The sequence below is a fragment of the Clostridium ljungdahlii DSM 13528 genome (genome assembly GCF_000143685.1).
Classification (GTDB): domain Bacteria; phylum Bacillota; class Clostridia; order Clostridiales; family Clostridiaceae; genus Clostridium_B; species Clostridium_B ljungdahlii.
Genome location: NC_014328.1, coordinates 1,112,486 through 1,127,320, shown reverse-complemented (window position 1 = coordinate 1,127,320; position 14,835 = coordinate 1,112,486). Strand labels below are relative to the sequence as shown.

13 protein-coding genes are annotated in these 14,835 nt (G+C 31.6%); 1 reads left to right on the top strand and 12 read right to left on the bottom strand.

Annotated features, from left to right (window positions below; all coding sequences use genetic code 11):
- Window positions 1-221 precede the first annotated feature (221 nt).
- The 5 genes from CLJU_RS04980 to CLJU_RS04960 all read right to left on the bottom strand — a co-directional run bounded on the left by CLJU_RS04980 (window position 222) and on the right by CLJU_RS04960 (window position 2,816).
- On the bottom strand, window positions 222-554 hold the full coding sequence (locus tag CLJU_RS04980; protein ID WP_013237680.1) for a single-stranded DNA-binding protein: 333 nt from the start codon (window positions 552-554) through the stop codon (window positions 222-224).
- 213 nt (window positions 555-767) lie between these two features.
- Complete coding sequence (gene dut, locus CLJU_RS04975) at window positions 768-1,199, bottom strand: dUTP diphosphatase (protein WP_013237679.1); 432 nt, start codon at window positions 1,197-1,199, stop codon at window positions 768-770.
- Between the two features lie 117 nt (window positions 1,200-1,316).
- Window positions 1,317-1,691, bottom strand: a complete 375-nt coding sequence (locus CLJU_RS04970; protein ID WP_013237678.1) for a carbonic anhydrase — start codon at window positions 1,689-1,691, stop codon at window positions 1,317-1,319.
- 126 nt (window positions 1,692-1,817) lie between these two features.
- Entirely contained in the window at window positions 1,818-2,180 is a 363-nt protein-coding gene (locus tag CLJU_RS04965; protein ID WP_013237677.1) for a YopX family protein, read from the bottom strand.
- Between the two features lie 72 nt (window positions 2,181-2,252).
- A complete protein-coding gene (locus CLJU_RS04960; RefSeq protein ID WP_013237676.1) occupies window positions 2,253-2,816 on the bottom strand; it encodes a DUF3867 domain-containing protein in 564 nt (187 codons plus the stop codon).
- Between the two features lie 265 nt (window positions 2,817-3,081).
- On the opposite strand from CLJU_RS04960, the gene CLJU_RS04955 reads away from it, so the two are divergent.
- Window positions 3,082-3,546: a DUF441 domain-containing protein gene (locus CLJU_RS04955; RefSeq protein WP_013237675.1), complete on the top strand. Its 465-nt coding sequence runs from the start codon at window positions 3,082-3,084 to the stop codon at window positions 3,544-3,546.
- Between the two features lie 68 nt (window positions 3,547-3,614).
- Here the strand turns inward: CLJU_RS04955 and CLJU_RS04950 are convergent, their stop codons facing one another.
- The 7 genes from CLJU_RS04950 to CLJU_RS04920 all read right to left on the bottom strand — a co-directional run bounded on the left by CLJU_RS04950 (window position 3,615) and on the right by CLJU_RS04920 (window position 14,832).
- The gene (locus CLJU_RS04950; RefSeq protein ID WP_023163007.1) at window positions 3,615-4,913 is read right to left on the bottom strand and encodes a homoserine dehydrogenase; all 1,299 of its coding nucleotides are present in this window, start codon (window positions 4,911-4,913) and stop codon (window positions 3,615-3,617) included.
- A gap of 157 nt (window positions 4,914-5,070) precedes the next feature.
- The gene (locus tag CLJU_RS04945) at window positions 5,071-5,823 is read right to left on the bottom strand and encodes an Ig-like domain-containing domain (RefSeq protein ID WP_013237673.1); all 753 of its coding nucleotides are present in this window, start codon (window positions 5,821-5,823) and stop codon (window positions 5,071-5,073) included.
- A gap of 135 nt (window positions 5,824-5,958) precedes the next feature.
- Window positions 5,959-10,752, bottom strand: coding sequence for a DUF5050 domain-containing protein (locus CLJU_RS04940; protein WP_013237672.1), 4,794 nt, complete (start codon window positions 10,750-10,752; stop codon window positions 5,959-5,961).
- Window positions 10,753-10,960: 208 nt separating this feature from the next.
- Complete coding sequence (locus tag CLJU_RS04935) at window positions 10,961-13,246, bottom strand: cell wall-binding repeat-containing protein (protein WP_013237671.1); 2,286 nt, start codon at window positions 13,244-13,246, stop codon at window positions 10,961-10,963.
- 199 nt (window positions 13,247-13,445) lie between these two features.
- Window positions 13,446-14,177, bottom strand: a complete 732-nt coding sequence (locus CLJU_RS21265; protein WP_013237670.1) for a FlxA-like family protein — start codon at window positions 14,175-14,177, stop codon at window positions 13,446-13,448.
- A gap of 199 nt (window positions 14,178-14,376) precedes the next feature.
- Entirely contained in the window at window positions 14,377-14,628 is a 252-nt protein-coding gene (locus tag CLJU_RS04925; protein ID WP_013237669.1) for a hypothetical protein, read from the bottom strand.
- 24 nt (window positions 14,629-14,652) lie between these two features.
- Window positions 14,653-14,832: a YjfB family protein gene (locus CLJU_RS04920; protein ID WP_013237668.1), complete on the bottom strand. Its 180-nt coding sequence runs from the start codon at window positions 14,830-14,832 to the stop codon at window positions 14,653-14,655.
- Between the last annotated feature and the right edge of the window lie 3 nt (window positions 14,833-14,835).

Below are 14,835 nucleotides of genomic sequence, written 5' to 3'. Positions count from 1 at the left end.
ACATTTTCCTATTTTTTTAAGTAACTATGACCAAATTTATACATTAAAAATTAAAATATGATTAAAAGTTCTAGAAACGCACCTTTTCACTATATTTTCCTATTATATCATACTCTAGAATAATATAAAAAACAATGAATAATATACCTTCAATAAGCAATTAAAAATTGGGGTAATCTTTTAATTTTACCCCAATCTATCCTATACCTGTATTTTTTTAATTATGCTAAAGCTTCCTTCTCACTGTCTAAAAACTGAACCTTATCTGCTTCTACAGTAGTAAAATATTTTCTTATATCATCTTTAGTATAGCTTTTAGTAATTATTTTACCATTTACGCCTATAAGTCTCCCTTTTTTTAAATAAGGAAGCAATTTACTTCCATAATTACTCCAGTAAGAAACAGGAATAAAATCCGCTTCTCTTTCTCCAGTTTTACTTGCAAAATCTCTACCTACTGCCAAAATGAATTTAACTACACTTCTATTATAATTTTCGAGCTGAACCAATTCTGCATCCTTAGTTAACCTTCCAATAAGAGTGACACTATTCACTAACTTTCGCCTCCTAGTTATTTTTCTATAATTATATCCAGGAGGAAAGCTTTTATTCAGCTAATTAAAGTGGTAATTTGTTTTATTAACACTTATGCTATAATATACATAATTTAAAATATAAAACTTAGCACTATTGGAGCAAAGCTTCAAATTTAAAATTTTTCGCAGCACAGTGAAGAAAAATTCTTCTTTACTCTTCACTATTAATTCTTACCTGCTTCCCGTAGAACCAAACCCTCCTTCACCTCTTTCAGTGTCACTTAGCTCTTCTACTTCTTGTACATATACTCTTTCCACAGGCTTCACTACCATTTGAGCAATTTTCATACTTTTTTCAACTAAAAAGGGTTCCTGCCCTAAATTTATCATAAGCACTTTTATCTCACCCCTGTATCCTTCATCCACAGTACCAGGTGTATTTAAAAGGGTTATGCCGTATTTTAATGCAAGACCACTCCTTGGTCTTACCTGAGCTTCTGTATTTGGTGGAAGCTGAATCTTAATCCCGGTAGATACTAACTTCCTTTCCATTGGCTCTATTAAGACTTCTTCTACTGAAAATAGATCAAGACCTGCATCTCCTTTATGTGCATAAAATGGAGTTACAGCATCCTCATTAACTTTTTTTATTAATAGCTTCATAAATTACAAACATCCTTTCACAATTAATCTACATGTTTTTAAATTATCTAAGCTATTATACCATATATTATTAATGAGGATCTTTCTTTGAAAATCTTAAATGTAAATGATAAATACCTAAAGTTTTTCCACTTCGAAATTCTCATTTATCCAAAGACCTATAACTTCAATATTTTTATATAATTTTTCTATTATACAAACAGACTTTTTTATCTGCTCTAGATGAGTTGTCTTATCTACTTTATTTGCTGCACAATCATAATGTCCTACTACAAATGCCATAGAAGCTCCATGAGAATTTATAGATATATCCATTTTATACTTTAATGAATTTATAAAATTTTCATCTTCCCCACAAATTACTTTGTCAATTCCTGGTTCTGATATTATATCTACATATTTTACACGAAAATTGTCCCTTATCCAATTTATTGCAGGAAGCTGAGTTCTTCCATCCATACAATTTAACAATACAGCAAAATCACTGTTCAAAGCAATCCACCCCTTATAGTAAAATTAAAATTTTACTATAAGTTTATAGCAGCTTGAAGTAAAAAGCAATATAACTAACTCAACTTTCTTAAATACAAATAGGATTAGATTACTTAATACATTATTTTATATACCAAATATATTTCCTGTAACTATTACATTCTCTTTCAACATTTGAATGTATAAATACTCATTTTCTACATAAAAACCATAGAGTTCAGTTGCATCAGTAATTTCTCCACATTCACCTATAAATTTCTCAAAAGAATACCTTCCAAATTTCACAGGCAACTTAATAGAACTTTTTTCATTATTTATGGATATTATATCTCCCTCAAAAATTTCTTTATCATTTTTATCTTTTAAACCTGTACACTCAAGAGATATAAACCTATCTTTTACTTTGTAACTTTCTTCTGGATAGGGATTTTCACTTATATAAAAACACTTTTTTTCTTTATCCCATATTTTAAACTTAAATTTTCTCATACTGAATCACCCCAAATCATACTAAAATATTCCCTATACTAATGAATATAGGGAATATCTTATATAACTAAATTAGTATTCAAATTCTTTAACATTTGAGCACAATGATATTTTAAGTTTTTTATCTTTTATTACTTTTTTATAGGAACACAAAAATTCATTTAACTCGGGATCTTGCAAGTCTATATCTTTTTCACTTTTTAAAGTAAGTTTTTCTTCACTTATAAGTATACTAAGGCTATTCAAGGAATTATTTATACTATAAGTGGTTACTAAGGCACTGCCTATACCTTGCTTATATTTCTCCTGAAATGATACTGTTTTTCTCAAAGATTCATAGTCAACATTTTTATTTACAGAAGGCATATCAATTCCCATGTCTTTCATCTGCTTTTCTACATCTTCCATATTAAAGCCGTATCTTTCCATAAGTTTTTTTTGAATGTTAAACAGCTTTTCTTGTGATATATTATTTTTTTCCATATATTCTTGAATGTCTTTATAAAAATCTCCCATTGATAATTTTCCCTGAGACATATCATAGGAAAGTCCATATACATAATCTTCAAATTTCTCTACATCTTTTTCCCTAGCTCTATTTTTAATTTCATCGAAGTTTACAATTCTATCATCCATAACAAGTTCTCCCCTTAAAAATACATTTTTAATATCTATTAACTAACCCTAATATAACTATTCTATCAAAACATATACTATTATACTATACAATTGAATAACTTTTTTCAATGGAAATTCATTAAAATTATTATAATTTTCTATGAATTATTCTCCTAAGTTGCATTTTATTAAATTATAAATAGTATATATTATTACTCTGATATTTTGTTATATTTACTATATTTTATATAAATTGTTTATTATATTTTAGGAGATGATTTAAATGGAATCAACTATAATTTTAGTCATAATTTTGGCAGCTGCCGTTCTTGGAAAAGCAAATTCCGTAGCTTTAGCTGCCTGTATACTTCTATTTCTAAAGCTTCTTAATATAGACAAATATGTATTTCCAACTTTACAGGAAAACGGGATATTTTGGGGAGTAGTAATACTAGTAGCTTCAATTTTAATTCCAATTGCAAACGGAAGTGTGAAATATATAAGTATTAGAAATGTATTTACCTCATGGCTTGGGATATTTGCCTTGCTCATATCCCTTTTTACAACTTATTTAAGTGGTCTTGGCATGCAGTATTTAACTGTACAAGGTCATACTGAAGTAATGCCAGCATTAATTTTGGGAGCAGTAATTGCTGCTGCTTTTTTAGGCGGTGTTCCCGTAGGTCCCATGATAACATCTGGAATGATTGCTTTGGGATTGAAGTTTTTTCACAAAATAGGACTTTAAAAATATATTAAGGCAGTTGCTGCATAAAAAACTTTTTCAAGTAACAACTGCCTCAAGTTAAATTAGAATTATTTAAAATCTTCAATTCTTATAATATTGTCTATTTGCATTACAGATTTCAAATTAATAATTTCTTCAATAGCAGAATTAATCTCTGCTTCTTCTATCTTATGAGTAATTAATACTATAGTTACTTTATCTTTTGACTCTTCCCTGCCTTTTTGCATTACTGAGCGAAGACTTACATTATGTTTTCCTAAAATTGTGGTTATTTCTCCAAGTACTCCTGACTGATCCATTACAGAAAGCCTAATATAAAATTTGCTTGCACAATCTTTTATATCTTTTATTTTTCTATGCCATAGATTATTTTTCACTACAGAATTGAAATTTTCTATATCCACATTGCTTCTCAATATAGCAATAATATCACTTACTACAGCACTACCTGTTGGTAAACTTCCCGCACCTCTTCCATAAAACATTAGATCTCCCACTGCATTACCCTTTATAAATATTGCATTAAAAGAATCATATACGTTAGCAAGCGGGTGTGATTCTGGAATCATGGTTGGATGTACTTTTAGTTCAAGCTTACCTTCATTTTCTTTTGCAATAGCAAGGAGCTTTATTACCATGTTAAATTTTTTAGCATATCTTATATCTATAGATTTAATTTTTGTAATACCCTCTCTATACACATTATCTACATTAATTTTTGTTCCAAAGGCTAGTGATGAAAGTATTGCTAATTTATATTGGGCATCAAATCCCTCAATATCCGACGTAGGGTCAGCTTCAGCATATCCCATATCCTGTGCCTGTTTTAAAGCCACATCAAAATCCAATTTTTCCAGCTGCATTTTAGTTAAAATATAGTTCGTAGTTCCGTTTACTATACCATATAGTTCTTCAATTTTATTGGCAGTTAAACTTTCATCTATTCCATTTATTATTGGAATTCCTCCAGCCACACTTGCCTCATAGTTGAACATTACTCCTTTGCTGTCCGCTTTTTCAAAAAGTTCGTCTCCACCAGTTGCAAGCAGCATTTTATTTGCAGTTACTATCTGCTTTTTTCTATCCATACATTTGAGCATATATTCTCTTGCAGGGTTTATACCACCCATAACTTCAACTACAATTTTAATAGAGTCATCTTCCAATATGTCATTAAAATCCGTAGTTACAATTTCATCTGGAACTTCCACATCTCTCTGTTTGTTTCTATCTCTTACAAGAATTTTTGCTACCTCTACTTCATATCCTGATCTTTTCATTATTTCCTTTTTATTAGAATTCAATATTGTCCAAACTCCTGCGCCAACATTTCCAAGACCCATTAATGCTATTCTAACCTTTTTCATCTCCATTCTCCTTCCTAATGTATACTTTTTCCTTTTTGATATATCATTCATTCCAAGTCTTATAAAGTATAATGAGAATATTTTAGCACATATAGTTCTTTTTTAAAATAGTGCCTGTCACCAACATTTCTGTTCCATGTCGGTGGCAGGCACTATTCTAATTTGCCAGAGTTATATTCATAATTATATTATTTTTTGTAGAACTTACATCTAGTGTAGATGTTCCAAGCAACTTACTATTATTATCATATAAGTATACTTGTAATGTATTTTTCGATACGAATGTAATAGTACTACTATTTATAGCAAAAAAATTATTATTTTCTTCTATCTTATACTTTGTAACATTTGGTAAATTTGTAGATACCGTTATTTTCCTCAATGGAACCGATGGAGATACCTCCACATTTGCTGAAGCAGTATAACTATTATTGTTACTACTGCTGCCACCACTATTATTACTGCTGCTGCCACCACTATTACTACTACTGTTGCCGCCAGTATTACTACTACTATTGGAAACTAAACTAAAATTTAGTACAACAGGTTGTGATAAATGCTTTCCTTTTTTAGATTTAATGTTTTTGTCTATAGTTAATTTATAATTATGTGATAACTTATATCCTCCAGAAGGTGGATTAATCTTTGCTGAATTTTCATCAGTACCTGCTGAAACACTTACACTAACAGTACTACCATTTGTAATATCTTGAAGCTTTATATTACTATTTAAAGAATTAATATCTACTGGTTCTCCAAATTTTACTGTCCATACTTTGTTTACGTCACTTATAGTTTTAGTTCCCATATCTTTAAAATCTGCTGCTGAAACACTTGAGGAACTATATGAAATACAACAAATCATTACAAATGATAAAATTAAGGCAGCCCTTTTAATAACTTTTTTCAATTTTTTTCCTCCTTTTAAGTATCGAATAAACTCAGAAACTCTATATAAACACTCATCTTGATGAAAAAAGCAGTCCTATTACTAGAACTGCTTTTTTCATTTTTTAACTAGTACTTAATATTTAAACTAATATTATTAATTTGCTCCTGTAACAGCTGTTATATCTGTAAATCCTAATTCAGTACTAATTGATCCGGTTCCAACTGATGTTCCTGTAAAGTCTATCTTAGCTGAAGCTCCTGTTGCTACCGTAGTAATAGTTAGCTTTCCTGTTCCATCATCACCCACTTTAATAACACCGCTTCCAATAGAGTTATCTATGTCTTTTTGTAATGCATTCTCTAACTGAAGTAATGTTATTGCAGTAGTACTACCATTTAATTGTAAAGTATTAGTTAATGCAATAACCTTAGTATTTATTTCTAAATTTTTTCCAGTTACTGCTGTTGAATAGTTATCATTTAATTTAGGTGCTACTGCTGCAGTCTTAATTGCTGGTGCTGCTGATAATTGAACTGGTATATTTGCTATATTACCAGGCATTGCAGTTCCTGTAGCTTTACTTCTTACATCTATAGAACCTGACTGCGTAACTGGAATAATACTACCTGAAGTAAAATCATTCCATGTTGTTCCTTTTGTGCTGCCAACATTTACCCTATATTCAAGTCCTGTAGAAAGACTAGTTAATTTAACTCCTCCTGTTACTTGAGTTGAAGTTACATTAGGTGCTGCTGCTTGAGTTACCGATATCTTTTCAACATTAGAAGCTTTAGTTTGACCACTCGCCTTAGTTCTAACTTGTACTCCATTAGTTGTATTTATTGTGTTGACATCTTCTGATTTGAAAGCTCCGTTATTGTCTACACTATTCCAATTTAATCCGCCATCTATACTATACTCATAACTTGGAGGATTAGAAATAGCTGTCCCATCTGAATTTTTTAATTCACCTATTAAATTATGATTTGCATCATAGCTAAATTCAAATTTTGCAGATGGTGCTGCAGGTGAAGGAGCCAAAGAAATAACCTGTGGTTCTGAAGCTGGTGTGCTTCCATTTGCTCTATACCTTACTTCCACATTAGTAGTAGTAGCCTTACTTAATAAATTCAAATCATTTGTTGAAGTAATTAACTGAATTCCTTGTGATGTAACAGGCGTCCATGATTGTCCATTATTTACGCTGTACTCTTCACTAGTATCTACTCCTGTAAATTGTGCAGTACCATCATTATTAAATGTAAATCCTATATTTGTTGGTGCTGCTGGTGCTGGTTGAGTTGGATTACTCTCTGCATCATCAATTTTAAAGCTAATAGTTTTTTCTGTCGTAGCACCATTTATGTTATTTGTTGTATCTAGTGTCAACACGTAATTTCCATTTACTGTTAATGATCCACCCTTATGACTTGTTGGATCTACTATATAATCAGTTTTATATCCGTCTCTCATTATTGTAGCTTTTGTAGTATTAGCTAGTGTATCTGTTATTGTAATTCCATTGATAACTGTATCATAAATTCCACCATCTGATACTCCTACAACTGACGGTGATGTAGCTTTATCTTGCGTATCAACCCTAAATACTTTTGTAGAAACATTTGTTGCTCCATTTTCTGTGCTTGTAGATGTAACTGTTAACTTATAATATCCATCCTGACTTATAACAGTTCTTTGAAAAGCTACCTTAGCTGCTAAATTCCAACTTGAATCGTCAGCAGGAGCAGTATCTAATCTCTGTATTACTGCTGTATCAATAGTTCCTGCTAAATCCGTCCAATTTGGTGTTGCCTGATAAAGAGTTGGTATATCAGCTGGCGTAACAGCACTTATACCCTTAGTATGATCAATAGGATCATTCCACTTCTCTGTTCCTGCTGTTTCAGCAAATCTTATATCTACCGTTGCAGGTACTGCTGAATTTACTGTAAATTTAACAGTAGTAACATTTGTTGCACTAGATGGATTCATACCTGATACAGTCTTTGTTCCTACAACCGTAAGTGCATAACTTCCATCACCATTACTATTTATTACACTCTCCAAATCACTGCCATCCTTTATAGATGTATAAGTTGTTCCTGTTGTATCAACAACTCCAGCATTCATAGAATATGTTTTTGAACCATGTCCTGAAATAGGATTTCCATCCTTAGTTAATACTGCACAATATTTTGTACTATTATCTACATCAATAATGCTATCATCATTCCAAGTTACAGTTGGGAATAATGATTCACCCGTAGATTTATCTTGCTTAGTAGTATATGTTCCTCCATCTGTTATTCCATTTATAACAGGTTTCTGGAATAATCCATAAGATACAGGTTTACTTTCAAGTACTGGACCACTACCCAATTCTTTAACTGATACCTGCAGTGATCTAGTCATAGAAATTGACGTAGATCCTGATTGACATGGATACCAAGTTGGATTTGAGTTAGTTTTTAAATCATCATAGGTAAATACCATTCCTGTATCAGTTCCACTTATTCTTCCAAGACTTAGATTAATGTCTACATAATTAGGTACTGTCGCTCTTTTTATTTCAATTGGTGATGAAGGAGCACTGTCTACATTACCTGCAGCAACTACTCTAAGCATTTGCTTTCCATCTTTATTACCATCTATCTTAGATATCATAGTAGGAACCTTTAGAACTCCATTACCATCTGCTTGTGCAGAAATATCATAACTTGTAGGAAGAACTGGTACTGTTCCATCTGCGTTTTCATCTTGTATATAAACCTTATACAACTTATTAGACTGTAACCCGGTTATATTTTGATTAGCCGCATCTACTGTAAATCCAGCTGGTGCCTCTGCCTGATACTGAACTCCTACTTTGTTACCTTCTTGTCTACCTGTTTTAGTTAAACTAATATATACACTTCCACCATCAGTAGAAAGATTTAAGCCTGTCATATTTACTTTTCCACTTGCATCTACAACAGCTGATTTTAATGGTTTTGTATCAGTGCTACTATTATAAACATTTACCACATCACCAGTAGTCAATCCAGTAATACTTATAGTGTCTTTACTTCCTACATTGTTTACAATTGTTACATTATTAGCATTAATAGTTCCAGAATCTAATGCTACATTCATGGTAACAGATGTTCCATATCCAAGTATTGTACCCTTAAATGTATATATACCTTTTGATGCCTTTGGTATAGTTTTATCCCATGAAACTACTAATGTCTGTTCACTTCCGTCACTCATTATGCAAGAAACAGTTTCTGGAAAATTAAATTTTGTTATATCGTCTGTAGTATATGTTTGCATAGGTTTAACACTTACTACCCTGCTATTTAATCTAGGTTTTGTTATTGAAACACCCCTTTGAGTGCCATCTCCATCTTTAGGTGCAACTGAGATTTTCCCTGATTTCATATAATATAGACTATCATTTATTATATTTATATAATCTGCTGAATCATTTACAACTCTATATCCATTTCCTGTGTTATCTAACTTATATATTTTATTGCCATCTACATAACTTATGTAATAAATATTATTATCATCGGTAGCACATATAATTGTAGGTTTGTCTGTTAATGCTTTATAGGAACTGGCTTTTGCAGATGTTTGTACATTTGTAGTTACACTCATAGGTACTGGAATTTGTCCTTGTGCATTTGTAGATCTATATAACACTCCATCATAGCCCGTATAGAAAACCAGATAATCATTACAAGCATTAATAAATTTTGTATTTATAGTACTTATCTTTGCTTTTCTACTATTTCTTAAATCATAGCTATATAACGTATTTGAATCTCCTGCATTAACATAGAACAAAAAGTTTCCTGTAACACTTAAATATTTGGCTTGGTCACTTAAAACCATTTTTTTACCTGTAGAATCCTGTACATATATTCTATCATTGTCACTATGATTTATATAATATATGGAATCTCCTACTACACTTACACAAGATGCCATATCATCAGAAATCTTCTGTCTTTGAGTTCCATCTATTTTAACCTTATATATCTTTCCACCATCGTTATAATTGCTATAGTATACCCAATCTCCTACTACATTAATATATTTTGCACTGTCATTACTAATGAGCATATCATCTGTACCTGTTGCACTTCTTTTATAAAGTTTACCACTATCTCCTGTGTTACTGTAGTAAATCCATTTTCCACTTTTATCAATTGTAACAAATCCATTATTAACTATATTATAAGCTTTATTTCCCTGAGTAGAACTATCTACATCTGTTGAGTTTCCAGTTAACGTCAAATTAACTGTTAAGTTCTTATCTCCTGATGAAGCCCCATTTGTAACTATATTCAAATATCCATTTGCTAATTCTGTAGCACCATCACTAGCATATAAATGTACCATATTACCAGCTCCATTAGAAAGTTGTCCCATATAAGTAGCTACATCTGTTAAAGGAGTCATTGGACTGCTTCCTACCTGGAAATAAGCTGCTCCACTTACACCTGATAATTGACTAAGCTGACAAGTAAATAAATTTAATCCTTCTGATAGTAGCTGTTTATAAGTAATATGAGCTATTACATACCCACCAGTAATCGTATTAGGATCTAAAAAATTATTATTTGCATCAGTAACAATTTTTTCCGTAGTTCCATTTCCAGGATAATATGTTAAAGTGTTACCAACTTTAGATACTATCTGACTATCATCTACAGTTGCTTCTGTAAATATATCCTTTGCTACACCTGTAGAATCTACATAGTATAATTTACCTAAATTGTTTGCTAGCTGATCATTTACCTTAGCAGTATTAGTACCACTAGCATCATTTGTAAAATAACTTATATCATAAACATTATTTCCTACTACTATGGAATTAGGTGGCAACTTAGCGTAAACACTAGTACCTATTCCAAGTACAATTGCTGCTGTCATTACCAATAGCCTAGTTTTCTTCATTATTTATTACCTCCATACATTATTGTGTTATAATTATTCACTCGTGAAATTCGCGGGTGCTAATTCACTTAATTTTATAACTTACTAAATATATACAACAAAACATTTATATTCTTATAATCGTAACAATTTGTAATTTTTTTACCTTTTTATATAAAATCTAGCAACAATTTTTACATCATAAGAAAATATATTATCAATCACTTAGCTAGTTTTCAATTTTTATTGTAACGGTCACAGGTGTACTATAATGCTCTATAGTTGCTGTTACATAGTATGTACTAGCATCACTTATATCAACAACTGGTGGATCCCAAAGAAGAACATGTACATTTTTTGCTTCTCTAATTCCATTTGGCCCATTTATAACTGCATTTATTCTAGTTGATAACTCACTCATATTAAATACACCATTTGGATAGTCACTTTTCTTAATATTTATAGATACAGCTGGAACGTTGCTAGTTTTTCCATCTACATTAAGAGTAATAATTTTAGGAATTATTCCTATAGTTGCTCTAACTTTTTTATTACCACTTATAGTTCCATTCAAAGTAAATTTAGCAACTCTACAATCATCTAAATATTGATTATCTAAAAAAGTAGAATCAATACTAACAGCATCTGTCCATGTAACTGGTACTTGTTTTCCAGTAGTAGGGTCTTTTACTGTAGTTGGATATTTTTCATCTTGCATTATAGGCTCCAATTCTCCTAAGTCCATTACATTTGGATCACTAGGGTTAGTAGGATAATTTGGATCATTAGGGTCTGTCCCACCTTCTCCTGTAACTATAAGCATAAGACCTACTTTTTTACTATATCCACTTACTGTTCCCTCATAAGTATACACTCCAGTAGAATATTTAATTTCATTTGCCCAAGTTACAGATAAACTTTGTGTTGAACCGTCAGTCATTATAGCTGATACTGTAGTTGGAAATACATAACTAGATTTAGTAGTTACAGTTGCCTTTATGTTATTTATAGTTTTTATAGTCTTACCTGTTCCATTATCAATTGTCGTTAAAGTAAGCTTAACCTTTTTACTGTATTTATCTACTGTTCCATAAAAGACGTAAACTCCTGGTTTATTCCCAGACTGTGTACCATAATCCCATAACACAGGTACATCAGTTGTTGTACCATCCGTCATCTGAGCCGAAACAGTAGTTGGAAGTCCAAAGCTTGTCCTACTAACTGCAGTTTGAGTTAAATCCTCAATTTTATATGGAAGAGGTTTTACTGTAAGAGTTGCATATACTGTAGTATCTGTTCCTTTTAATTTTCCTGTAAAAGTATAAGTACCTGGATTTGCAGTATTTACTTGACTTAAGTTCCAGTCTATAGCAACTTCCTTTTTGGTGCCATCTGTAGCTGTTATAACCATAGTCGCCCTTGGAGTATATTTCTCACCCTGCCATATAGTATCATTTATAGCATCAGTGCCGCTTACTCCCAAAGTCATATTTTCAACTGAAGTTTCTGAATCATAACTTACAGAACCTGTTCCTCCTAATATTTTTAAACTATTTACTATGTGGGTTTTAAGAAAATTTGATGTAGCCTCATCCATTGGACTATCCACAAATAGTACTGGAGATGATGTTTTTGGAGCTAAAGCTGACGCACTCAATGAATCTGGAAAGTTCTTAGCAGAAGCTATATATAAAGTACCAGTATTTACTTCATTTTGAAAGGCTTGTATTATACTTACATTTCTAGCATACACATTGCCTCCTGACCCTATTCTTTTAACATTAGATAACCCACTTATAACATTGTCACTTATAGTATTTGCATCACCTACTACATATATTTGAGCCATTTTAGATGTATTACCTAAATATTTTTTAACAGAAGCAGGCATATTTTCTCCATCTGTTAATATTATAGGCATTCCTTTTAAAGCAGCTATTGATGCTATTGTCATTCCATCTCTAAAATCATTTCCATTTACTAATGCAATCTCACTGGTCTTACCAATCTTTGCTGCAACCTGAAGAGCAGTTTCATACCTGTCTTTGCCACCAACTCTAACAACCTTCATTCCTTTAGCCACTAGTGAATCTTCTATACTTTGTGATACTACACCTTTTCCACCCACTATAAATACATTTTTTACATTTAATCTTATAAGTTCTGAAGATGTATAAGGATTTAACACTTCTGTGTTTGTTAAAAGTATAGGGGCATTATACTTTTTAGCAAGAGGTGCAGCTGAAAGAGCATCATGGTAATCATCTCCATTTACTAATACAGCATAATCAGTATTAGTACTCCATCCAGCATCACATACTTTGGCAGATGTCTCATATCTATCCATACCACCATACCTATCTACTGTTGGTGACGCATATACTTTTGTATTACCTAAAATACCTATAATTGCTGCAGAGGCAACTAATAAAACTAATCTCTTACTTCTTAGCGTACCCTTAAATTTAAAGCTATTCATATTAATATATAGGCAACTCCTTTCTTTAGTTTTCATGATGATCCCCATTACTTTTATTTTTTGGTGCCTATCACCTTAATGGTGTAATAAATGTCCCACTCGGTGCCAGGCACCTAATAAGAAATATTACCATTATTAACATTATACCTAATTTAATAGCAATTTTCACCATAAAATTAGCATATAATCACCCATAATTTCTGGAAAGGAGTTTGTCTATTAAAAAAATTTAAATTTATACAAATACATTTATCGACTTATCTTTATTCTCTTTACTGTCCTCACCAGTATTTTTATCATATTCCTTTAAATTTTTGTCTTTAAGCACACTTTGCTTATCATCAGTTTCTCTCTTTTCCTCAACAGTACTATCTACATCTTTTATTTTTTCTGTTTCATTTTTTACATCTCTATTCATCTGTCCATTTAATTTTCCTATTTTAGATTCCAAACTGACTGCGCTTGCCTTACTTTCAGCAGCTTTACCTCTATCAATTTCAGCCATTCTGGGATTATGAGTCATTTCATCCATGTCTGCATCTGAGTTAAACTCTTTGGCTTTACTTATCAAACCATTTTTTGCAGAATTAACAGTTTCAATTTGCTTATATATCTTTGATGCATCAAGTAATAAATTCTCACCAGAATATTGTCCACTATTTTGAGTATTTATCCTACTAGAATTAGTATTTGTGTTACTTTTACCATCAGAATGATCATTTTTGCTGCTAACGCTATCTACTTGCTTCTGTTGAATTTCAGCGTCAATTTGCTGTATTTCTTCCTGAATAGGTTTCATAAGCTGCTCCTTAGTTCTTGTATCTCCACTGCCATTTTTTATACTATCTAATTGTTTCTCAAGATCAGCTTTTTGGCGTTCGAGTGATTTTACTTCCTGTTCCGACGTATTGTCTTTATTCTGAGTTATTGTCTGTATACTCCTATTAGATGAAATTGCACTTATCATATATTTACTTCCCCTCTATATGTTATTTCATAATTATTTATAATTAGCTATTGCGTACTTGCCTCCATGTGACACATTTGCAGTAGTTATCCATTAATCCCATTATTTATTTTTCGTATAATTTATAAATTACTTTAATGCAAAGGTGCCTGTCACCATGTGAGAACATTAATATCCTCCATAGTGACAGGCACCTTTGCTAGTCCAATATTTTTTCATCTTCTGTTTTTCTACTTTCTCCATCTAAAGCCCTAACCTGCGCTGCCAAATCATTTATTTTATCATTTAAAACTTTTAAGTATTTTTCGCCAATATTATCATGTTTAGCTTGTTCTGCTATTTTTCTCATTCTAAGCAGCTTTTTCTCCATAATACCAAGCATTTGCTGCCTATACTTTACCCACTGAAGCTTTTCCTCCAATTCTTGCATTAATAGCTCTTTTTGATTCATTACTAATTTTTACACTCCTAGGGGTTATGCCCTTACATCCAAGTGACTGCCTAAATTAGGATTTACTGCAGAATTGCTTATCATTTCTGTCATATTAGCTGCATTTTCTTGTTCTGTATTCATAGCCATTTTGGTAACTGCTATACCTGCTGCCTGTTGTACGCTTGATTGGCTCATTGACACCGATAGTGCTGCTATATCCATATT